This is a genomic window from Actinokineospora globicatena (assembly GCF_024171945.1).
Taxonomy (GTDB): domain Bacteria; phylum Actinomycetota; class Actinomycetes; order Mycobacteriales; family Pseudonocardiaceae; genus Actinokineospora; species Actinokineospora globicatena.
The window spans coordinates 70,655-95,644 of sequence record NZ_JAMTCR010000006.1 but is presented as its reverse complement, the minus strand read 5'-3'; the positions used below and the strand labels follow the sequence as shown (position 1 = coordinate 95,644).

Genomic DNA, 24,990 nt, shown 5'->3' with positions numbered 1-24,990 from the left:
TCGCGGCGACGAGCCCGGCTGACGACGGCAGCGCCAACGCCACCACGTCACCCGCCCGAACACCCTGGGAGACAAGAAGTCCAGCGATCTGGTCCGACCGGTCGGCCAACTCGCCGTAGGTCAGGACAGCATCCGCCCCGACCAACGCGCGCGCCGACGGATCCTGCCGCGCCAGCACGTCCAACACCGACGAGTCCGTGACGTCCAGCACCGGCCCGCGCGCGGCGGACAGCAGCCGAGAACGCTCCACATCAGACATAAGATCCAGGTCGCCGACCCGTGTTCCCGATGCCGAGAAGGCTTCCAGCGCCCGGACGAACCGCTGCGCCCACGCCGAGACGACCTCAGCGGTGACGAGGTCGTCTCGAACATCAAGCCACGCCGACAAACCAGCGCCGACGGTGAGGGTGATCGGGTAGTGCGTGGCGTCCGCGCCGGTCACGCCGCTCACCTGGAACCCGGCGGCGGTCTCGGCCCGGTCCAGCGCGGCGGTGTCGATCGGGAAGCTCTCGAACACGGTCAGCGTGTCGAACAGCTCGCCGATACCTACCGCGCGCTGGATGTCGCTGAGCCCGACGTGCTGGTGGTCGAGCAGGGCGGCCTGCTCGGTCTGGACGCGGGTCAGCAGCGACGCCACGGACTCGGCCGGGTCGAGCCGCACCCGCACCGGCAGCGTGTTGATGAACAGGCCGATCATCGACTCAACGCCCGGGAGGTCCGCCGGGCGACCGGACACGGTCGCGCCGAACACGACATCGCCCCGCCCGAGCCCCCGCGCGAGAGTGAGGCCCCACGCCGCCTGAACGAGGGTGTTGACCGTGACCCCACGCTCCCGCGCGACCTTCGGCAGTCCCTCGGGCAACACCAAGTCCACCTTGCGCGGCAACGCACCCGACTTCGCGGCACCCGCAGGCGCGACGAGCGTGGGCTCGGTGACGCCATCCAGTGCGCGTGCCCACGGTTCGACGCCAGCGTCCCGAGTGGACAGCCAGGTCAGGAAGTCGCGGTACGGCCGAACAGCGGGCAGCGCGTTGCCCGCGTACAGCTCGAACAGTTCCCGCACCAGCAGCGGCGTCGACCAGCCGTCCAGCAGGACGTGGTGGAACGAGAACAGCAGGCGGTGCCGCTCAGGACCGCCACGCCCCAGGGTGAAGCGCACCAGCGGCGCGGCGGTGACGTCGAACCTGGTCCGCCGGTCTTCGGCGACCAGTTCGTCCCAGCCGTCCAGATCGACCTCGCGCCACGGAAGTGAAACCCGGTCGTTCACGACCAAGAGGGGATCGCCGCCCGCGGTGCTGCCCAGCCCGGCCCGCAAGGTGTCGTGGCGGGCGATCAGCGCTTCGGCGGCGGACCGCAGTCGAACAGTGTCAAGTGGACCATTCAGCTCGCAGGCGAACTGAACGGTGTAGACATCGGTGGCGGCGTCGTCGAAGCGCGACAGGAACGCGATGCCTTGCTGCAACGCCGTCGGGCGCCACACGTCGACCAAACCGGGGTGCGTGCTGGCCAGAGCATCCACATCGGACTGGACGAGGTCGACCAGCGGGAAGTCGGACGGGGTGAAGCCACCCGCGCCGGTCGCGGCGTGCTGGTCGATGGCGTCCAGCGCGCTGACCCACGCGGCGGCCAACTCGTCGACCTCGGCCTGGTCCAGCAGAGCGGCGGGCCAAGCGAACGTCGCGGTCAGCTCGCCATCGGCGGTGACGGCGTTGATGTCCAGCGCGTGCCCGACGGGCAGGTCCGCGTTGGCGTCGCCGCCGAGCGCCCCGGCCTCCGGCGCGCCCGACCACGGCCCGACGGCTCCCGCGGTCCCGAAGCGGCCCAGGTAGTTGAACAGGATCTCGGGGGTGGCCGCGGGCAGGGAGTCCCGCAGCAATCCGAATCCGATGCCCTCCCACGGCACGGCGCGCAGCTGTTCCTTGACCAGCTTCAGCGCCGATCCCGCCGCCGGGCCGCCTGCGAACGCGTCGGCGATGTCGACTCCGGTGAGGTCGAGGCGGACGGGGTGCAGGGAGGTGAACCAGCCGACGGTGCGGTGCAGGTCCGCGCCTGGGACGGCTTCCTCCACGCGCCCGTGGCCCTCGCGGTCCACGACCTGCCACGACACGCCTCGGGTCCGTGCGACGGCCAACGCCAGCGCGGCGAGCAGGACGTCCTCAATGCCGGCGTGATAGGCGGCGGGGACGGCGCCGAGCAGGCGGGATGTGGTCTCGCGAGGCACCGCGACGCGGACCGACCGGACGGTGGACACGGTGTCGCGGGCGGGCACGACCTCACGGCCCGCAACCCCTTCCACTGTCGCACGCCAGTGGTCGAGTTCAGCCGTACGATCCTGAGTGGACAATGCGGTCGCCCAGTCGCGGAACGAGGTCCCGACCGGCGCGAGCGCCTTGCCGTCGACGGCGTCAGCGAGGTCCGGCACGATGATCCGCCAGGACACACCGTCGACGACCAAGTGGTGCGCGACGACCAGCAGCCGGTCGGGCGCGAACCACACAATCCGCAGCATCTCGCCCGCCGCCGGGTCGAGTTCCCCGTAGGCGCGGGCGGCCTCCGCCGCGAAGTCGGCGCCTGAGACCTGACGCACGATGTCGGCCGCTCGAACCGATCCGATCGGACGCACGTCGAGCACGTCATCCGCGAGCCGGGCACGCAGGATGTCGTGGGTGTCCACAACGGACTGGACTGCCGCTGTGAGCCGGTCCACCGTCAGCCCGTCGGGGGCGACCAGCAGCCGCGCCTGGGAGACCCGGTTGATCGGGCCGCCCCGACCAAGCAGTTCGCGCATGATCGGGGTCAGCGGCACGGAGCCGGTCCCGGTGGAGGTGGCGACCGGCGCGGGCTCGGCGGCGACCTCGGCGATCCTGGCGACGGTGCGGCGCTCGAAGACGTCGCGCGGGGAGAACTTGAGGCCCTCGGCGCGGGCGCGGCTGACGAGCTGGATGGAGATGATGCTGTCGCCGCCCAGGGCGAAGAAGTCGTCGTCGAGCCCGACCGACGGAACGCCGAGGACCTCGGCGAACACAGCGGCGAGGGTCCGTTCGGCGTCGGTCTCGGGCTGCCGGGACGTAGTGAGACCCGCGAAGTCGGGAGCAGGCAGCGCCTTGCGGTCCACCTTGCCGTTCGGCGTAAGAGGGATCCGGTCGAGCACTACGACCGCCGCGGGCACCATGTGTTCCGGTAGGTCGCGCGCTGCCCACTCTCTTAGGTCGGTGTCTTCGAGCGTCTGACCAGCCGTGGGCACCACATAGGCGACGAGACGGGTAGTGCGGTCTTCGCGGACCACAGCAACGGCGTGCGCGACCGAGGGGTGCGCGGAGAGGATTGACTCGATCTCCCCGAGTTCGATTCGGAACCCGCGCAGTTTGACCTGTCCGTCCGCGCGGCCGAAGTACTCCAGGGTGCCGTCAGCGCGCCACCGGGCTAGGTCGCCGGTGCGGTAGAGGCGGCCCTGTCCGAAGGGGTTGGCAACGAAGCGAGTCGACGTCAACGCTGGCCGGTTGAGGTAACCGTCAGCGAGACCGCCACCGGCGACGTACAGCTCTCCCACTACGTCAGGCGCCGCGAGGCCAAACCCGTCGTCTAGGACGTAGGCGCGGAGGTCGGGGATCGGGACACCGATGTCGGGGGTGCCCTCTGTGGCGGCCGCGCGCGTCAGCGGGAGGTAGGTGACGTGCACGGTGGTCTCGGTGATGCCGTACATGTTGACCAGGCGCGGGGCGTCGTCCGCGTGGCGCTCGTACCAGCCAGCGAGCTTGCGCGGCTCTAGAGCCTCACCGCCGAAGATGACGTACCGCAGCGCCAGGTCTGCTCCGCCTCGGGCAGCGTCAGCGGCGTCGAGTTGGTGGAACGCGGACGGGGTCTGGTTGAGCACGGTGACGCGCTCGCGCTCCAGGAGGTCCAGGAACGCCTCTGGGGAGCGGCTGGTGGCGTGGTCGACGACGACGAGCGTCCCGCCGCGCAGCAACGGCCCCCACAGCTCCCAGACCGAGAAGTCGAACGCGTAAGAGTGGAACAGGGTCCACACGTCGTCCGGGCCGAAGCCGAACCAGTGGTCGGTGGCTGTAAGAAGCCGGTCGACGTTGCGGTGTGGCACCAGAACGCCCTTGGGCGTGCCCGTGGAGCCCGAGGTGTAGATGACGTAGGCCGGGTGGTCGGCAGTGAGTGCTACCGGCTCCAGGGGTCCGTCAGTGCCCTCTGTCGGTGCGACCGTGGGGACGTCGAAGTCGGTTAGGTCTGTCACGAGCAGCGTCGGGTTAGCGTCGGCGAGCATCAGGTCGAGTCGCGCGCGCGGGTAACCCGGGTCAAGCGGCAAGTAAGCCGCGCCCGACTTGAGGACCGCTAGTACCGCGACCACGAGGTCAGCCGAGCGAGGCAGCCCGATCGCGACGATCCCGCCCGGTCGTGCGCCACGCTCGACAAGGACGCGCGCGAGACGGTCGGACCGCGCGTCCAACTCGGCGTAAGTGAGCCGTTCGGCGCCCGCGACCAGCGCCACCGCGTCCGGCGCGCGGGTGACCTGCTCGGTGAACCTGGCCGGGATGGTCGCGGCCGCACCCGGCTGCCCGGTGGGGTTCCACACCCTGGCGAGGTTGTCGCGCTCGCTGTCGGACAGGCTGTCGACCGTCGCCACCACCGCGCTGGGGTCGGCGACGAGCGCGGTCAGGACGCGGACCAGGCGGGCCGACAGGGCGTCGGGGTCGACCAGGCCGGGCCGGTACTTGAGCAGCAGCGCGCCGCCGGTGGCGACTAGCGTGGCCGGGTAGTGCGTGGCGTCGCGGGTCTCCCCCGCGCGCACCCGCAGCCCGGTCGCTGCCTCGGCGCGGTCCAGGGCGTCGGTGTCGACGAAGTAGCTCTCGAACACGGTGAGCGTGTCGAACAGCTCGCCGATCCCGGCGGTGCGCTGGATGTCGGCGAGGCCGAGGTACTGGTGGTCCATGACCCTGGCCTGCTCGGCCTGGACGCGGGCCAGCAGCGCGGCCACGGTCTCCGCCGGGTCCAGCCGCACCCGCACCGGGACGGTGTTGATGAACAGGCCGATCATCGACTCGACGCCCGCGAGGTCGGCGGGACGCCCGGACACGGTGGCGCCGAACACGACGTCTTGACGGCCCAGGGTGCGAGCCAGCAGCAACGCCCACGCGGCCTGCACGACGGTGTTGAGGGTGACGCCCGCCGAGCGGGCCAGCGCAGTCAGTCCGTCGAGCAGCCCGTCGGGTAGCGCGATGGGGGTTTGCTCTGCGGAGCCGGACGGGTCGGCGCCGGGTGAGAGCAGCGTGGGCTCTTCGACGCCGTAGAGCGCCTCGGCCCAGGCGGCGCGGGCGATGTCGGCGTCCTTCGCGCGCAACCACGACAGGTAGTCCTTATATGGGCGCACGGTCGGTAGCTTCGACGCGTCCCCCTTGGCGGTGTAGAGCTGGAACAGCTCCCGCGCCAGCAGCGGCGTGGACCACCCGTCGAGCAGGATGTGGTGATAGGTCAGCAGCAACCGGTGCCGGTCTTCACCGAGCCTGGCCAGGAGAACCCGCAGCAGTGGGGCCTGCGCGAGGTCGAACCGCTCAGCGCGGTCGGCGGCGAGCACACCGTCCCATTCGGACTCGTCCAGCTCCAGCTCACGCCACGGCAGCTCTACCTCGCGCGGGACCGGAGCCAGCACCTCGCCGCTCTTACGGCGACGGAAGCACGCGCGCAGGTTGGTGTGCCGGTCGATAAGAGCCTGTGCGGCGCCCCTGAGCACGGCAGGGTCGAGCGGCCCGTCCAGGTCGAGCACGAACTGGACCAGGTAGGGGTCCTCGGCCTCGGTGCCGTACTCGCTGTGGAAGAGCAGGCCCTGCTGCAGGGGCGAGAGGGGCAGGACGTCTTCCAGTCCGGACTTGCGCGTGTTCACTGGTTCCACTCCGACTCGAACTCATCGAGTTCGTCCTGCGACAGGTCACTGAAGGTGAGGTCCGACGGGGTGTGGCCACCGCTGCCGGACCGGGCGATCGCGCGCAGCGCGGCGAACCAGGCGTTCGCCAGGTCCCGCACGGCGTCCTCGTCGACGACAGCGCCGCCCCACGCCCACGTGGCGGTCAGCGTCGGCCCGTCCGCCGTGTCGACGGTGACGGCGTTGACCTGGATGGCATGCGTGATGGGCATGGCCGGGTCGACCCCGCCACCGAGCGCGGCCGCTTCTGGCGCTGCCGTCCACGGTCCGGTCTCGGTAGCGGAACCGAAACGGCCCAGGTAGTTCACGAGCACCTCGCGGCGGGCGATACCGGTGTCGCCGAGCAGGCCGTGACCGATGCCGTTGTCCGGTACCGCTCGCAGGTGCTCCTTGACCCTCTTCACCGCCGCGTCCACGGACGCTCCCCCGGCGAACGCGTCGGTAGCGTCGATACCCGCCAGGTCGAGTCGCACGGGGTAGACGGTGGTGAACCAGCCCACGGTGCGGGATAGGTCCGCGCCGGGCACGGCCTGCTCTTCGCGGCCGTGGCCCTCTACGTCGACGACGCGGGGGACGTTGCCCTTGGTCGCGGCGGCGGCGATAGCGAAACCTGCCAAAAGGACATCGTTGACGGTGCCGTGGAATAGCTCCGGGACGGTCGTCAGCAGCGGCAGCGTTTCCTCCGGCGACAGGGTCAACCGCAGCTCGCGGCCGGTCGCGACCGTGTCACTGGCGTCGATCTCCCGGGTCGCGATGAGCGCGCCGGAGCAGTCGGCGAGACCGCTCCAGTGGTCGAGCTCGGCCTTGCGATCGGCCTCAGCGAGCCCGAGCGACCAGCGCCGGAACGAGGTGCCGACCGGGTCGAGGTCCGCACCCCGGTACGCGGTGACCAGATCGGGCTCCAGGACGCGCCAGGAGACGCCGTCGACCACGAAGTGGTGGGCGACCAGCAGCAGCCTGCCCTCGCGGCCACCACGGTCGAACCAGACGACCCGCAGCACCACGCCAGCCGCCGGGTCCAGCTCGTCGGCGACACCCGCGGCCACCTCGGCGAGCTGGGCGTCGGTGAGGGCGCTGGCGTCGACCCGGCGGACGATGTCGGCGGGCGCCAGGTCGGGCACGAGCAGGCCGTCGTCGGTGAGCTGGGCGCGCAGGACGTGGTGCTTGGCGCGGAGGGCGTCGACGGCGCGGACGAGCCGGTCGAGGTCCAGGTCGGCCGGGGCGCGCAGCAGCCTGGCCTGGGAGAACCGGTCGAGCGGTCCGCCACGGGCGAGGGTGTCGCGCATGATCGGGGTGAACGGGACGAGCCCGATGCCCTCGCCCTCGGCTTCGGCCTCGCGGCGTTCGACCGTGGCGACCAGCGCGATCCCGGCGGCAGTGCGCCGTTCGAACACGTCGCGCGGGGAGAAGGTGATCCCGGCGGCGCGGGCGCGTCCGACGAGCTGGATGGAGACGATGCTGTCGCCGCCCAGCGCGAAGAAGTCGTCGTCAACGCCCACAGCGGGGAGGCCGAGCACGGTCGCGACCAACTCGACCAAGACCCGCTCGATGTCGGTTTCCGCTTCCCGGTCGGTGATCAAGGCAGCGAAGTCCGGCCTGGGTAGGGCCTTCCTGTCCGTCTTACCGCTAGGGGTCAGCGGCACGTGGTCGAGGCTGACGAACGCGGACGGGATCATGTGGTCAGGCAGCGTCTTGCCGAGTTCGGCGCGGAGAGCGTCGGTGTCGACATCGCCGACGTGGTAGCCGATGAGCCTGTCGTCGATGACAGCGGCGACGGCGTGGGTGACGTGCGCGGCCATCGCCGCTTCGATCTCGCCGAGTTCGATGCGGAACCCGCGCAGCTTCACCTGGTCGTCAGCGCGACCGAGGTACTCGAGGACACCGTCGGTCCAGCGGCCGACGTCACCCGTGCGGTAGAGCCGTCCGGTGCCGAACGGGTTCGCGACGAACCTGACGGAGGTGAGTTCGGGTCGGTTGAGGTAACCCCACGCGAGCTGGTCACCTGCGAGGTAGAGCTCACCGGGGTTGCCCGGTGCTACCGGCCGCAAGAACGAGTCGAGAACGTAGGTCTGCGTGTTCCAGACCGGCCGTCCGATCGGCACGGCGCCCGTGTCGGCTACCTGGATGGCGGTGACATCGACCGACGCCTCGGTTGGGCCATAGAGGTTGTGCAGCTCAGCCTGGGATACCTGCCTGAACTCGTCGCGCAGGTCGGCGGGGAGGGCCTCGCCGGAGCACAGGACCCTGCGCAGGGTGGTGACCTCGCGGGCCGCCGGGTCGGCGACGAACGCGCGCAGCATCGACGGCACGAAGTGCACCGTGGTCACCTGGTGCCGTTCGATGACCTCGGCCAGGTAGGCCGGGTCCCGATGACCGCCGGGCTTGGCGAACACGAGCGTGGCGCCGGTGATGAGGGGCCAGAAGAACTCCCACACCGACACGTCGAAGCTCGCCGGGGTCTTCTGCAGCACCCGCTCGCCGGGGGTGAGCCCGTACTCGGCCTGCATCCACAACAGACGGTTGACGATGCCGGAGTGCGGCACCACCACGCCCTTGGGGCGCCCAGTCGACCCTGACGTGTAGATGACGTAGGCAGGACGGTCTTGGTCGGCGGCCTCACTAGCGAGCGGTAGCGCCCACTCCCCCGGTACGCCGTCAGCATCGACGACGAGTTCACCGTCAACGCGGTCACTGGCGATCACGACCGTCGGCTCCGCGTCAGCGATCATCATCGCGAGCCGGTCCGCCGGGTACTCAGGGTCTAGCGGCAGGTAGGCGCCACCGGCTCGTTGCACCGCGAGGAGCGCCACGATCAACGCGGCCGATCGCTCCAACCGCACACCCACAACAGAACCCGGCTGGACTCCTCTAGCAACAAGAACGCCCGCAAGCGTGGCGACCCGGTTATCCAGCTCGGCGTAAGTGAGGGACTTCCCGCCGTCCACCACAACAGCGGTTGCGTCAGGGGTCTGAGCCGCTCGTGCCGTGAAGAGGGCGGGCAGCGTGGTGGCGTCGACCGCGACCGGGGAGCCCTGCCATGCCGTGAGGGCGTTGTAGCTCTCTTCGAAGGTGAGCAGCGAGACCCCACTCACCGAGGCCGCTGCTTGGTCAGCGATGGTCTCTAGAGCGCGCTCGACCCGACCCAGCAGAACGTGCGCGGTGTCCTCGTCGACGACATCCGGCCGGTAGCGCAAGGTGAGCGTGGTTCGCGCGCCCGGTAGCACCAACAGCGTCAGTGGGTAGTGGGTGGAGTCGCGGCCCTCGACCTCGGCGACCTGGAACCCGGCCGCGTTCTCCGCGCGCTCCAACGCGTCCGAGTCGATCGGGTAGCTCTCGAACACGGTCAGCGTGTCGAACAGCTCGCCGTGGCCACGCTGGATGTCGGCCAGCCCGAGGTGCTGGTGGTCGAGCAACGCGGCCTGCTCGCCGTGCAGCCGGGTCAGCAGCGCGGCCAGCGACTCGGCCGGGTCGAGCTGGACCCGCACAGGCACGGTGTTGATGAACAGGCCCACCATCGAGCCCACGCCCTCGACATCGCCGTCGCGGCCGGACACCGTGGCGCCGAAGACGATGTCGTCGCGGCCGGTGTGGTTGGCCAGCACCAGCGCCCACGCGGCTTGCACGGCGGCGTTAAGCGTGACTCCGATGCCCCGCACTGTCGTGGTGAGCGCAGTGACAGTCTCAGCGGGCAGCGTTAGATCTAACTGGCCTGGGAGCACACCGGTGCGCGGTGCATCCGGGGCGATCAGCGTCGGCTCGTCAAGACCGGCTAGAGCGTCGCGCCAGGCTGCCTTGGCGGCATCGTGATCGCGTGCGGCCAGGTCCGCGAGATGTTCGCGGTAAGAGCGGACAGCGGGCGGTTCCTGCCCCGCGTAGCGCGTGAACAGCTCGCGGGCGAGCAGCGGAGTGGACCAGCCATCGAGGATGGCGTGGTGGTTGGTGAGCACCAACCTCGCCTCGTCGCCGGGCAGCCGCACCAGCAGGAAGCGGATCAGCGGCGCGGTGCCCAGGTCGAACCGGGTGGCGCGCTCGGCGCCGATCACGTTCTCGGCGTCGGCGGCGGTGGCCGCGGTGACCTCGCGCCACGGCACGTCGACCCGGCGGGTGATGACCTGGGCGATCCGGCCGGTGGACAGCGTCGGGAACGCGGCCCGCAGCGTGTCGTGCCGGTCGACGACGGCTTGGGCGGCGGCGCGCAAACGATTGCCGTCCACCGGGCCGCGCAGCGTCAGCACCTGCTGGGTGGTGTAGACATCCACTTCGGACTCGTCGAACGCGGTCAGGAAGAGCAGGCCCTCCTGCAGCGGCGTGGTCGACCAGACGTCCGCGGGGTCGTGGGCGGCGTCGATCTCGTCGACCTCGGCCTGGGTGAGCCCGGCGAGCGGCCAGTCCGACGGGGAGTGCCCGCCGCCGTCGACGCGCGCGAGGTCGGCCAGCGCGGCGGCCCAGCGGTCGGCCAGGTCGCGCACGGTGTCGTCGGCGACGGCGCCGACCCAGGCGAAGTGCGCGGTGAGCATGTCGCCCTCGGCGAGGATGTTGAGCGCGATCGGGTGACCGACGGCCATCGCGTCGTCGGCGCCGCTGGCGAGCGTCGCGGCTTCCGGGGCGGCCGACCAGTCGCCGGTCTCGCCCGCGCCGATCCGGCCGAGGTAGTTGACCAGGATGTCGCGCGGGTCGGCGGAGAGCCGGTCGCGCAGCAGGCCGTGGCCGAGCCCGTCACCGGGGACGGCGCGGACGGCCTCCTTGGTGAGCTTGAGCGTCGCGGCCGGGTCGTCGCCGGGGCTGAGCCGGACCGGGTGGATCTCGGTGAACCAGCCGACCGTGTCGGTGACCTCGTCGGAGCGGCCGTGGCCCTCCAGGTCGACCACGATCGGCTGGCCGATGGCGGTCGCGAGCGCGGCGAGCAGCACCTCGGTCGGGCCGGTGTGGAACGCGGCCGGGAGCGGGCCGAGCAGGGTGGTCGCGTTGGGGATCGTGACGGTGTGGCTCCGTGCGGTGCCGACAGTGTCGACGGCACCGTCTAGGGGCCGGGTGGTGAGGCTGTGCGCCGGGGCGACGATCTCCTGCCACGCGGACAGTTCCGCATCACGATCCTGCCGGACGAGCGCGGTAGCCCAACCTCGGAAAGACAGGCCTGTTGCGCTGCGGCGTTCACCGTTGACGGCGGCGGCGAGAGCGGGCACGAGGATCCGCCACGAGACGCCGTCGATGACGAGGTGGTGCGCGACGATCAGGACGCGGCCCGGCTCACCTTGGCCACGGTCGAACCAGACGACGCGGAGCATGGCTCCCGCCGCCGGGTCCAGCTCGCCGATGGCCCGCTCGGTCGCGTCCAGCAGGGTCTTGCTCCACTGCGGGCCGTAGTGCCCGGCAGCATCAACGTGTGTGACGACCGCAGTCGCCGCGCCCACGACAAGGGCGTCACCTGTGAGACGAGTGCGCAGTACAGCGTGCACCTCGACCACCGCGTTCACAGCGGAGACCAGCCGGTCGAACGTGAGCGTGACCGGGGACAGGAGAAGCCTGGACTGGTGGAAGCGGTTGATCGGACCGCTCCGGCCTAGGAGTTCGCGCATGACCGGGGTCAGCGGGATCTCGCCGATAGCGTTGTCCGGCAGCGTTTGCGCTGTCGTGCCGAACTCAGCGACAGCGGCCAGAGCGGCGACGGTGCGGGTCTCGAAGACCTGCCGGGTTGTGAACTTGATCCCGGTAGCCCTAGCGCGCGCGACGAGCTGCATGGAGACGATGCTGTCGCCGCCGAGCGCGAAGAAGTCGTCGTCAGCACCGACCTCGTCCAGCCCGAGGACGTCCGCGAAGAGGCTGACGAGCGCGGCCTCAACAGCCGTCGCAGGGGCGCGGGTGGTCGTGGTGACGCGTTCCGGCTCAGGTAGAGCTGCCCGGTCGACCTTGCCGTTGACGGTCGTCGGTAGAACGTCCATGAGGACAAACGCGGACGGGACCATGTATTCCGGTAGGGCAGACCGCGACCAGTCGGTCAACTCGGCCACAGTGACCGCGCCGTCAGGAACGATGTAGGCCACTAGAGACGATCGCCGCACGGTCACGACGGCACGCCGAACCGCTGGGTGCGTGGATAGGGCTGCCTCGACCTCCTCGAGTTCGAGGCGCATACCGCGGATCTTGACCTGGTTGTCGGCACGCCCGACGAAGTCGAGAGAGCCGTCGGTGTTCCACCGCGCGAGGTCACCCGTGCGATAGAGGCGCTCACCAGCCGGACCGAACGGGTCCGCGATGAACCTGTTCGCGGTGAGGCTGGGCGCGTTGACGTAACCGCGACCGAGGAGATAGCCGCCCGCGTAAAGCTCACCTGTCTGCCCTACCGGAACCGGACGAAGGTGGGGGTCGAGGACATAGAGTCGGGTGTTCGGGTTGGGCTTGCCGATCGAGGTCGCGATGCGCTCGGCGGCTTCCCGGTAGACGACGTGCGAGACGCCGATGGTGGCCTCGGCGGGGCCATAGCCGTGGTACATCGTCGTGTCGAGCCTGCGCCGGAACCGGTCGAACAGGTCCGGTGTCAGCACCTCGCCGCCGCACCACACGTGCCGCAGCCCCGCGAGCGACCCGGGCTCAGTGGCGACGGTCAGCAACGCGTCGAGCATCGACGACGGCAGGTAGACGAAGGTGACCGCCTCGGTGTCGATCACGTCGAGCAGGTAGTTCGGGTCGCGTTCGCCCCCGGCAGCGGCAACGACGACCCGGCCACCGGCGACCAGCGGCAGGAAGATCTCGTTGATGGAGATGTCGAACGCCAGCGGCGCCTTGAACAGGGTCGCGTCGTCGGCGCCGAAGCCGAGCAGGCCCAGCTGCCAGTGCAGGCGGGCGCAGATGGCCTCGTGCCGGATCATGGCGCCCTTGGGGACGCCGGTGGAGCCGGACGTGAAGATCACGTAGGCCAGCCCGAGCCCGTCAACGGCCACCGGCTTCGGGGCGGCGAGAGGGTGCGGCCAGGCGTCTAGGTCGACCGGAACGGTCGGCACAGTGAGCGCTACCGCGTCGGGGCCGGTGATAGCGGCAACCGCGCGCGAGTCGGCTAGGACCCGCTCGCGCCGGTCAGAAGGCCAGGTCGGGTCGACCGGAACGAACGCGCCACCCGCGCGAAGCACGGCCACGAGCGCGACGACCATCTCGGCCGAACGCGGCAAGGCAATGCCAACGGTCTTCTCCGGGCCGACACCGTGGTCTTGCAGCTTCGCCGCAAGAGACGCGGTCAGGGTGTCCAGCTCGCGGTAGGTGAGCCTGCGGCCGTTGTCGACAACGGCGATGGCGTCAGGCGTCGCTGTCATCCGGTCGACGACCATGGCCGTGAGTGTGCGGGTGACCTCGGGCTCGGCCGTGTCGTTGAACGCCTCCAGGATGGTGGCGCGCTCGGCGTCGGTGAGGACGTCGATCTCGCCGACCTGGTCAGCGGTCGCAAGGGTGTCGAGCACGATCGCGAACCGCTCGGCGAGTTCACCGATCTGACCGTGGTAGCGCAAACGCAGGTCTTGGCCGGGGTGCGCCACCACGGCCACCGGGTAGTGCGTGGCGTCGTGGCCGACGGCGCCGGTGACCCGGAGTTCGGCGGCCGCGGGCTCGTCGGCGATCGGGTAGCTCTCGACGACCATCAGGGTGTCGAACAGCTCGCCCAGCCCGGCCTGGCGCTGGATCTCGGCGAGGCCGACGTCGTGGTGGCCGATGAGCGCGGCCTGCTCGTCCTGGACCCGGGCGAGCAGCGCGCCGGGCGACTCGGCCGGGTCCAGGCGGACCCGGACCGGCACGGTGTTGATGAACAGGCCGACCATCTCGGCGATGCCGTCGACCGCGCCGGAGCGGCCGGACACGGTCGTGCCGAACACCACGTCGTCGCGGCCGAGCAGCCTGGCCAGGGTCAGGCCCCAGGCGACCTGGATGACCGTGTTCGCGGTGACCCGGTGGGCGCGGGCGATCGCGGTGATGTCCCGGCGCACCGGGACGGCGACCTCGTTCGGCGGGCCGGAGACCGCGATGTCGGGGGCGAGGACCGTGGGCTCGGTGAGCCCGTCGAGCGCGGCCTGCCACGGCTTGCTGTCGCGCTGGGCTAGGGAGGCGAGGTAGCGGCGGTAGTCACCGGGCTCGGGGAGTTCCGTGCCGGAGTAGAGCGCGATGAGGTCGCGGACCAAGAGGGGGCCGGACCAGCCGTCGAGCACTAGGTGGTGGTTGGTCACCACGAGCTGCGAGCCGATAAGAGTGAACCGCACCAGTGGTCCGGCCGTGATGTCGAACCCGCGCGCCCGGTCCTCTTGCAGGAACACAGCCAGGTCGTCAGCGGTCGCGAAGGGGATATCCGCCAGCGGTGTGACTACCTGGATGGGGACGCCGGAATCCGTTGTCAGGAAGGACGTGCGCAGGTTGGCGTGCCGTTCGAGCAGAGCCCCAACGGCGCGGCGGAGACGGTCGGCGTTGATGTCACCTTCGAGGTCGAGCACTAGCTGGACCGTGTAGACGTCGTCAGTCTCGGCGAGGTAGAGCAGGCCGGTCTGGAGAGGGCTAAGAGGCCAGATGTCCGTCAGAGTCGGGTAGGCGGCCACCAGTGAATCCACATCGGACTGTGGCAGCGTCACCAGCGAGAAGTCAGACGGGGTGTGCTCGACGGCGTCAGAGGATCGAGCCTCGGCGGCGAGTTCCTTGACCGCTAGAGACCACGCGGCCGCGAGCGCGGAGACGTCAACGCCGGCGCACGCACCTGGCGCGTAGGTCCACTCGGCCACCAAGACAGCGCCACCTGCACGGTCTTCGATGGCGGCGTTAACCGCGATGGCGTGGCTGACAGGCATCTGCGGGTCGACGCCACCACCGAGCGCGTTGGCGTCAGGGGCAGGCGACCACGGGCGGCCGTCGAGCGTGAACCTGCCTAGGTAGTTGACCAGCACCTCAGCGGTAGGACTACCGACCAGGCCGTAGCCGATGCCGTTGTCCGGCACCGCGCGCGAGAGTTCCTTGACCTGCTTGAGCCCACCATCGAGACGCAGCGGGTGCAGCGAGGTGAACCAGCCGACGGCGCGCGTCAGATCAGCCCCAGGAACGGCCTGCTCCTCGCGGCCGTGCCCTTCGACGTCTACCAGCACGGGACCGCCCGCGGCGGCCGCCAGACCGGTCAGGATGGCCTCCCGGGCGCCGACGCCGAAGCGCCGGGGCAAAGCGGTCAGCAGCGTCGCCGTGGTCTCAGCGTCAAGTTCGACGCGCTCGGTGCGGGTCGACCCCGCGGTGTCGCGGGCCGGGTCCAGCGGCGCGGTCCCCCACGGCTGGACGGGTTCGGCGAGCAGGTGGCGCCAGAAGTCGCCGTCGGTGCGGGGGCGGGTCATCAGTTCCCGCGCCCAGAGCCGGAACGCGGTCGACTCTTGCGGCAGTTCACCCGCGCACGCGGAGGCAAGGTCACCGGCCAGCACACGCCACGAAACTCCGTCGACCACGAGGTGGTGCGCGGCGATGAGGAGCCTGCTGGTGCCGTCCCAGCGGAACGCGATCATCGCGCCCGCCCAGGGGTCCAACGCGTCGAGCGCCTCGGCCACCTCCCACGCGCCGACCCGCAGGACATCAGCGACCACAGGCGCATCGCCGACGACGAGGCCGGTTTCGGTGAGGCGAGCCCCAAGAACGCTATGGGTCGCGAGGACCCGCTGCAGCGCGAGCCGCAGGACATCTTCGGTAAGGCCCTCGGGGGTGACTAGAACGGTCGTCTGGGCGAAGCGGCGGATAGGGCCACCGCGCTCGATCAGGTCACGCATGACCGGGGTAAGAGGCAATCCGCCGGTGGGTGAGCCTACAAGGCCCGTCGAGACGGTAGAGCTGTGTGCGGCGAGAGCCTTGACCGTCCGTAGTTCGAACACGTCTCGGGGTGCGATGCCGACTCCGGCGGCGCGCGCGGCGGTGACCAGCTGGATGGACATGATGCTGTCGCCGCCGATGGCGAAGAAGTCGTCATCGACACCGACGGTCGGCAGGCCTAACACCGTCGCGAAGACCTCGGCCAGCGCGTGCTCGGCGGGCGTCTCGGGCTGACGAGACGACACAACGGCGGTGAAGTCCGGTTCGGGCAGTGCGGCGCGGTCAACCTTGCCGTTGATGGTCAGCGGCAACGCGTCGAGCGCGACTAGAGCGCCCGGCACTGCCTGTTCCGGCAAGGTGTTTTGCAGTGCCGCGCGCGCGGCGGCGATGTCGACCGTGGCCGGGGTTACGTAACCGACCAGCCGACGATCGCGGAGGACGACGGCGGACGCGCGGACTCCGGGTAGAGCTGACAGGGCCGCTTCGACCTCGCCGAGTTCTACGCGGAAACCACGGATCTTGACCTGATCGTCGGCACGTCCCGCGAACCTCAGCGACCCATCGCGCCCACGGCGGACGAGGTCACCTGTGCGGTAGAGCCTGCCTTCACCGAAGGGGTTGGCCACGAACCGCTCGGCGGTGAGCGCGGGACGGTTCAGGTAGCCACGCGCGACCTGGGCTCCACCGACATAGAGCTCGCCGGTGACACCGGTTGGGACAGGCCGCAACCGCTCGTCGAGTACGTAAGCGGTCGACCCTGACACCGGACCACCGATGTTGGGTGTGTCGCCGCTGATGGGCGCCATCGTGACCATGACCGTTGCCTCGGTCGGCCCATAGAAGTCGAACGCGGTGATGCCGGTCAACCGCTCCCATAGCGCTTCCGGCACCGCTTCGCCGCCCATGCCAAGACCCTTGACGCCGGTGTCTAGCAACCCTCGCTCGACGAGCATGCCGATGGTGCTGGGCGTGGCCTCGACGAAGTCGATGGCGCGGTCGGTGACGGCCTTGAGGTAGGCAGCGGGGTCGGCGTACTCGTCGCGGGTAAGCAGGTGCAGTTCGTGCCCGTCGAGCAGCCATAGCAACTGCTGCCACGACGCGTCGAAAGCGAAGGAGAACCCGTGCGAGACCTTCACGCGCGCGCCGCCGGACACCGGGCCGAACACGGCGGCCTGGTTGGCCTGGAACAGGGCGGTGATCTGGCGGTGCGCGACCGTGACGCCCTTGGGTAGACCGGTGGAGCCGGACGTGTAGATCACGTAGGCGGCCGCGTCCGGGTCTGGGAGGACGCCGAGCGCGGTGTCCGGCTGGGTCGCGATCGCCGGGTCGTTCGGGCGCAGCGTCGGCAGGTTCGCGGCGAGGCCGTCGGTGATCAGCAGTGCGGGCCTGGCGTCGGAGAGGACGTGGTCGAGCCGGGCGCGCGGGTAGTCGGGGTCGAGCGGGAGGTAGGTCGCGCCCGCCTCGATGACGCCGAGCAGGGAGACGATCAGGTCGACCCCGCGCGGCAAGGCGACGGCCACGATATCCTCGGCGCCGATCCCGAGCTGGACGAGGTACCGGGCGAGCCTGCGGGCACGCGAGCCCAGCTCACCGAAGGTGAGGGTCTCGTCGGCGACCAGCGCCACGTCGTCGGGGCGGGCGGTGACCTGCGCGGCCAGGAGTTCGGGCAGCGTGCGCGGACCGTCCGGCAGCGGCGTCGACTGGCGCCAGGCCAGTTCCCGGGGCGTGCGGAGGTCCACGTCGGACAGGCGGGTGCCCGCGTCGGCGGCGATCGCGGTGAGCAGCGTGGTGAGGCGCCAGGCCAGGTCGGCGGCGGTCTCGCGGTCGAACAGGGCGGTGGCGTAGTCGACGGAGATGTCGATGCCGCCCTCGGCGCGTTCGGCCAGGGTGATGGTGAGGTCGAACTTGGCGGTGGTCAGCTCGACCGGTTCCGCCGCGCCGCCGTGACCGGGCAGGCCGGGGCTGGCGGTGGGGGCCGCGCGGTGCACCAGCATGGTCTGGAACAGCGGGTTCCTGCCCAGCCAGCGGACTGGGGCGAGGTCCTCGACGACCCGGTCGAACGGCAGGTCTTGGTGCGCGTACGCGGCGAGGTCGGCGGTGCGGGCGCGGGCGAGCAGGTCGGTGAAGGTGGGGTCGCCAGAGGTGTCGACGCGCAGGACGACGGTGTTGACCAGGAACCCGATGAGCCCGTCGAGCCGGTCGTCCACGCGGCCCGCGACGGGGGCGCCGAGCACGATGTCGGTGCCCGCGCCCAGGCCGGTCAGCAGCGCGGCGACGGCGGCGTGGCCGACCATGAACACCGACGCGCCCTGACCAGCGGCGAGGTCGGTGAGCGCGCGGTGGGTGTCGGCGTCGACCTCCGCGCGCACGCGGGCGCCCCGGTGGTCGGCCGACGCGGGCCGGGGGCGGTCCGTCGGGAGCGGGATCTCCTCAGGGAGGCCGTCCAGGGCCCGCCGCCAGTACGCGAGCTGGGTGTCGGCGACAGTGTCGAGCAGAGCCTGCTGCCAGACGGCGTAGTCGGCGTACTGCACTGCTAGAGGGGTGAACTCGGGCTCTTGGCCTGCCTTGCGGGCGGCGTAGGCAGAGCCCAGTTCGGCCCACAGAGTCGCCTCGGACCACTCGTCGGCAGCGATGTGGTGGACCAAGACCAGCAGCACGGACGCGGCGGGCGTAGTGAACAACCACGCGCGGACCGGGATGTCGGTGGCGAGGTCGAAGGCGTGCTCGGCGGCTTCGGTGACGAGCGCCGGTAGTGCTTCCTCGGTGGTCGCGACGACGTCGAGACCCGGCTGACGGTCGGTGACGACCTGGTGGGTGTCGGTGAGGACTGTGCGGAGGCTTTCGTGCCTCGCGGCTAGATCGTGCAGCGCGGCAACGAGAGAGGGGACGTCAACGTCACCGGTAAGACGCGCGGCGAAGGGGATGTTGTAGGTCGGGGAGGGGCCTTCGACGCGGTGGGCGAACCAGAGGCGTTGCTGCGCGGCCGAAAGTGGAGCCAGCTCGGGGCGCTGCAGTTCGCCGGGGATGGGCCGTGGGGCGGTGGTGACGTCCGTGCGCGCCGCTAGATCTGCGACCGTCGACGCCTCGAAGACGTCTCTTACCGAGAGTTCGGCGCTGAGACCAGTGCGGACACGGTTGACCAGGCGGGTCGCCAGCAGCGAGTGGCCACCTAGTGCGAAGAAGTCGTCGTCTACGCCCACCGCGTCGAGACCGAGCAGGTCGGCGTAGGCGGCGCAGAGGAACTCTTCGACCGAGTTGCTGGGGGCGCGGCGGATGTCTGCCTGCGCCTGCGGCTCCGGGAGGGCTTTGCGATCAGTCTTACCGCTAGGGCTCAACGGGATGGCGTCAACGCCAACCACAACAGAGGGCACTAGGTGCGCGGGTAGGGTCTTGGCCAGCTCATCCCGGACACCAGCACTGGCGTCGGCCGGGACTACGTAGCCGATAAGCCTGTCTTGCCGAACGGTCGCTACCGCGTGGGTGACACCGTCGACGGCCGCCATTGCGGCTTCGACCTCGCCGAGTTCGATGCGGAACCCGCGGAGCTTGACCTGGTCGTCCACTCGACCCAGGTACTCCAAGACGCCGTCGTTCCACCGCGCGAGGTCACCCGTGCGATAGAGCCTGCCCTCGGCGAAGGGGTTGGCGACGAACCGGGTGGCCGTGAGTTCGGGGCGCTTGAGGTAGCCCCAGGCGAGCTGTACACCCGCCAGGTACAGCTCACCCGGGACGCCAGGGGGGACCGGACGCAGGTTGTGGTCCAGGACGTAGGTATCGGTGTTCCAGACCGGTCGTCCAATAGAGACAGTCCCGGTGTCCTCGACTCGGATAGCCGTAACATCGACGGACGCCTCTGTCGGGCCATAGAGGTTGTGCAGCTCGGCGGCGGAGATGGCCCGGAACTCGTCTCGCAGATCTTCCGGCAGCGCCTCGCCGGAGCACAGGACCCTCTTAAGGCTAGTGACATCACGGGCCGCCGGGTCCGCCACGAACGCGCGCAGCATCGACGGCACGAAATGCACCGTGGTCACCTGGTGCCGCTCGACGACCTCCGCGAGATACGCCGGATCGCGATGCCCACCCGGCTTCGCGAACACCAGCGTCGCCCCGGCGATGAGCGGCCAGAAGAACTCCCACACCGATACGTCGAAGCTGGCGGGCGTCTTCTGCAGCACCCGCTCCCCCGGAACGAGCCCGTACTCGGCCTGCATCCACCGCAACCGGTTCACGATCCCCGACTGCGGCACCACCACACCCTTGGGCCGCCCCGTAGACCCGGACGTGTAGATCACATACGCGGCCCGATCACCGACCCCGACAACCCCGTCGAGTCCACCGTCCACACCGGACTCTGAAGCTCCAACCCCGCCCCGCCCAGCGCCCACAACCGCGCCCACAAACGGCACACCATCCGCTGCCCTCGCGCGCGGCCCGGCCCCCACCACTCCCGGGGGGCGTCCCTGGTCCAGTCTACCGGGGGTGGGGGGTGCGGGGTAGGGGTCGGCTTGGGCTGTGGATGGATTGGTTGACTGTGGAGGGATTGTGGGTGAATCGGGCGCCGAAGTGTCGCTCAGACGGGTGAGCAGAGGGCCGGAATTGGGCGCTTGTGGACAAGTGCCGTCGGGGTTGAGGAGGAAGTGGGAGGTGCCTACAAGGGGCCCACCGGGGCTCGCGATGACGAGCGCGGGAGTGGCGTCGTCGACCATGTAGGTCAGGCGCGAGTGGGGGTAGTCCGGGTCTAGCGGGAGGTAAGCGGCGCCTGCGCGTTGGATGGCGAGGAGGGCGACGATCAGGGCGGCGGAGCGCTCTAAGAGGACGCCGACGATGGAGTCCTCGCCGATGTCGCGGGAGCGTAGTTCGGCGGCCAGCGCGGACACACGGGTGTCGAGTTCGGAGTAAGTCAGGCTGATGCCACCATCGACGAGCACGGCAGGGGCGTCAGCGCGCGAAGCGACCTGGGCCGCGAACAGCACGGGGATCGACTCAGCCGTGACCGGCACGCGCGCGCCCTGCCACAGCGACGTCACCGCGGCCCGCTCCGGCGCCGACAGGAGGTCCACCGACTCGACCGAGACCTCGGGCGCGGCCACCACGGCGCGCAGGAAGGCCACCAGGCGAGCGGTGAACGCCGCGGCGGTGGCGGGCTCGTAGAGGTCGAGCGCGTACTCCACGAAACCGTGCAGCCCGCCGGACCGCTCCGACAGGTCGACGGTTAGGTCGAACTTGGCCGTGTCGGTGTGCACGAGTTCCAGCGACTCGGCGAAGCCCGTCGGCAGCTCGGGGTGGTAGGCGAACAGCACCTGGAACAGCGGGTGCCGACCGGCCGAGCGGCGCGGCGCGAGGGTCTCCACCATGCGCTCGAACGGGGTGTTCTGGTTGTCGAACGCGGCGAGGTCGGCGGCGCGGACGCGCGAGAGCAGCCGCGCGAAGGTCGGCGAGCCGGACACGTCGGTGCGCAGCGGCACCGTGTTGACGAAGAACCCGACCAGCGGGTCCACCACGGGATCGACCCGACCGGCGGTAGGCGTACCGATCACGATGTCGGTCCCCGCGCCCAGCCGCGATAGCACTGCCGCGAGGGCGGCGTGCACGACCATGAACACGCTGGTGCCCGATCGCACCGCCAACTCGCGCACGCCCGCGTGCAAGTCGGCGGGGATCTCCAGCGGCACGGTGCCACCACGGTGCGACGAGCGGGCGGGACGGGCGTGGTCCGGCCGCAGCCCGACCTCGTCCGGCGCGCCGCGCAATGTCGTGGCCCAGAAGTCCAGGCCGTCCTCGGCCAGCCCGCGCTGCCACAACGTGAAGTCCGCGTACTGCAACGGAAGCGGCGTGAACGACGGGGCCGAGCCCGCCAACCTGGCGCTATACGCCACGCCCAGGTCAGCCACAAGAGGCCCGAGCGACCACTCGTCACCAGCGATGTGGTGCAACACGAGCAAGACAGCGTCACCGAGCACGTGGACCCGCAACGGCGAGTCGGCGCGTAGGTCGAACGGGGCGCGTGCGGCCTCGTTCACCGAACCGCCTTCGACGACGGTGGGCCACGCGTGCCCGATCACCTGGTACGCGATCCCGTCGGCGTCAGTGGCAACGACGGTGCGCAGCACCTCGTGCCGTTCCGCGACATCGGCGACCGCCGCGCGCAGTGCCCGCACGTCGATCTTCTCGGCGAACCGCAGCAGCAGCGGGATGTGGTAGGTCGGGTCAGGTCCGTCAAGCTCGTGCACGAACCACAACCGCCGCTGCGCGAACGACAGTGGCACGCGTTCCGGTCGTTCCACCGCTCTTGGAACAGCCACAGCGGCAGCCGTCGTCAGGTGTTCGACCACCCCGGCCACCGTTGGCGCGTCGAACACCGAACGGATCGAGACCTCGACGCCGAGTTCAACCCGCGCCCGCACGCTCAACCGAGTCGCGAGCAGCGAAGTGCCACCTAGCGCGAAGAAGTCGTCGTCGATACCGACATCGCGAACGCCGAGCACCTCACCGACGAGATCGCACAACGCGCGCTCACGGGGGTTTCGCGGGGCTCGACCGCCACCAACCAGGTCCGGCTCAGGCAGCGCACGGCGGTCCACCTTGCCGTTAGGGGTCAACGGAATCTCAGGAAGACCCACCAGCGCGGACGGAACCATGTAGTCCGGTAGCGCTGACCGAGCCCAGTCAGCCAGGTCATCCGGGACCGCGGGTACGACGTAAGCGACGAGTCGCTGCTCCGCCAGACCCGACCCGTGCGCGACCACTACGGCGCGCTCGACCTCGGCGTGCCGGGCGAGAACGGTCTCGATCTCCCCGAGTTCGATTCGGAAGCCACGGACCTTCACCTGGTGGTCGACCCGGCCCAGCACAGACAGCAGGCCGTCGGGACCACGGCGCGCGACGTCACCGGTGCGGTACATGCGCGTGCCAGCGGGGCCGAACGGGTCGGCGGTAAAGCGCTCGGCGCTCAAGCCGGGACGAGCGTGGTAGCCACGCGCGAGACCGTCTCCGGCGATGTAAAGCTCACCGGGAACGCCAACGGGGACAGGCTTAAGCGCGCCGTCCAGCACATAGACGGTCGTGTTCGCGATAGGCAGGCCGATAGAGACGCCGTCGCCGTTCAGCTCATGCGCGGTCGACCAGATAGTGGTCTCGGTAGGCCCATAGAGGTTCGTGACGCCACGGGACCACGCGAGGTCGCGGGCAAGGTCGGCTGGTAGGCCTTCCCCACCCACCAGCACGCGGAGGCCTTGGACCGCACTCGGGTATGCGGCGAGCAGTGCCTGCCACAGCGAGGGGGTCGCCTGCATGACGGTGGCGCCATCGGCGATGACCGCTGCTAACAGTGCCGGGTCGCGCGCCGTGTCCCCATCCACCAACCGGACCGTGGCCCCCGACAGCAGCGGGACGAACAACTCCAGCCCGGAGATGTCGAACCCAACCGTCGTCACCGCGACCAACACGTCGTCGGCACCCAGCGCGAACCGGTCGACCATGTCCAGCAGGAAGTTGACCAACGCGCCCGACGGGATCACCACGCCCTTGGGGCGACCGGTGGAGCCCGAGGTGTAGAGCACGTACGCGGCCTGGTCAGAACGCACCGAGACAGGGCTAACGGTCCCAGTACCAACCTCGGTGAGCTGCAAGCCGTTGGCGCCAACCACCAACACCGGTGAGGCGTCGGCAAGCATGTACTCGATGCGGTCGGCCGGGAAACCCAAGTCCAGCGGCAGGTAAGCCGCGCCGGTCGACGCCACCGCGAGGAGGGTCGCGACAAGGTCAACGGTCCTAGGCAGGGCTACCGCCACCACCGTCTCCGGAGCAGCACCCCGCTCACGCAACGTCGCAGCGATTGCACCGACCCGGTCAACCAGTTCGCGGTACGTCACCGAATGCGAACCGTCCCGTACCGCGATCCGGGCTGGCGTCCGCTCTGCCTGCGCGACAACGAGTTCCGCCAGCCCCAGCGACGGACGAACCGGCGCAGGACCCACCAGGGAGACAGGCTCGTCCAGCAGCCCCAGTCGACCGGTCGGCAGCTCAGCGTCAGCGCCAACCAGGCCTCGAAGCACGGTCGCGAACGCGTCGAGGTAGCCCAAGAGGTCTGCCTCAGTGTACCGAGCGGGGTTACCGTCGACCTCGATCTCCAGCGACCCCTGCGCGCTGTAGACCGTGAACGACAGGTCTTCCGTGGGACCAGCAGCCAGGTACTGCACCGCCGCGTCGACCCCGCCGAAGTCCAACTCCGCGCGGTACGGCTTCAGGTTCACCCACGGTCCGACCAACCGCCGCCCGGCTGCGAGCAAGTGCGCTTCCCGCCGCAGGTCCTCGCCCCGGTAGGTTTGATGGGGACTTACCGCGCGCAGCTCTGCCCGTACCGCGGCGAGCAAGTCCCCCACTGACGTACTAGGCGCCACCGCGACCCGCAGCGGCAAGACGTTGACCGTCGTAGTCGGGATCCTCGCCGAGACCGATCCGAGCCTGCCCATCATCGGCAGGCCTAACACGACCTCGTCCGCCCCGGTCGCGCGGTGCACCACGAGCACCACAGCCGCGGACACGAAAGCCGGGCCGTGCAAGGGATCCAGCTTGAGGTCAACGCTGCCCCGAACCCGCCGGAACCCCACGACCGACGCAGTCGAGTTCGACGGTGACACCACCTCGGGCAGGTCCGCGACCCGCTCGGTCCACCACACACGGTCGGCGGCAAACTTATCCGAAGCGCAGTAAGAGTCCTGCTCTGCCACGTAGGCGGACACCGGCGCGAAAGGCGAGGGACCGGCTTCCGCGCCAGTGGACAGTGCGCGGTAGACGTCGGCGACCCGCCGCGCGACCAACGAGAACCCGTAGCCGTCGAGCACGATGTGGTGCGCGCGCAGGTACCAGAGGTGGTGGTCGGGCCCGAGCACGAACAGCGCCTGCGCCGCGACCGGACCGGTCACCAGGTCGATCGGCCGCGCGCGGTCGTCGTCCATCCACCGCCGTGCCGCGGCCACCGGGTCGGGTTCGCCGCTGACGTCCACCAGGGTGACCGGTACCTCGACCGCGCCAGGCAGCTGCGCGACCTCGTCGCCGTCGACGGTGAAGACCGTGCCGAGCGCCTCCGCCTCGGCGGCGACCGCAGTGGCCGCCTGCACGAACGCCGCCACCACCAGGGGTCCGCGCAGGTCGACCGCCTCGGCCGTGGTGTACCCGGCTCCAGTGCCGTCGAGCCGCTGCGCGAACCACAGCGCCTGCTGGGCGGGCGAGAGACCCACCGCGACCACTGGCACAGACAT

Annotated in this window: 2 protein-coding genes (1 of these 2 running past the window's edge); both read right to left on the bottom strand. The window is 70.2% G+C overall.

What is annotated here, in order from left to right; all coding sequences use genetic code 11:
* Positions 1-5,887: the 5' portion of a non-ribosomal peptide synthetase gene (locus LV79_RS28100; protein WP_253841299.1), read on the bottom strand. 3,146 nt of this gene lie to the left of the window's left edge; 5,887 of the gene's 9,033 nt are visible here — the first part of the coding sequence; it begins with the start codon at positions 5,885-5,887; the stop codon falls past the left edge of the window.
* The gene (locus LV79_RS28095; RefSeq protein ID WP_253841298.1) at positions 5,884-24,990 is read right to left on the bottom strand and encodes a non-ribosomal peptide synthetase; all 19,107 of its coding nucleotides are present in this window, start codon (positions 24,988-24,990) and stop codon (positions 5,884-5,886) included. Before LV79_RS28095 ends, LV79_RS28100 begins: the two co-directional genes overlap by 4 nt.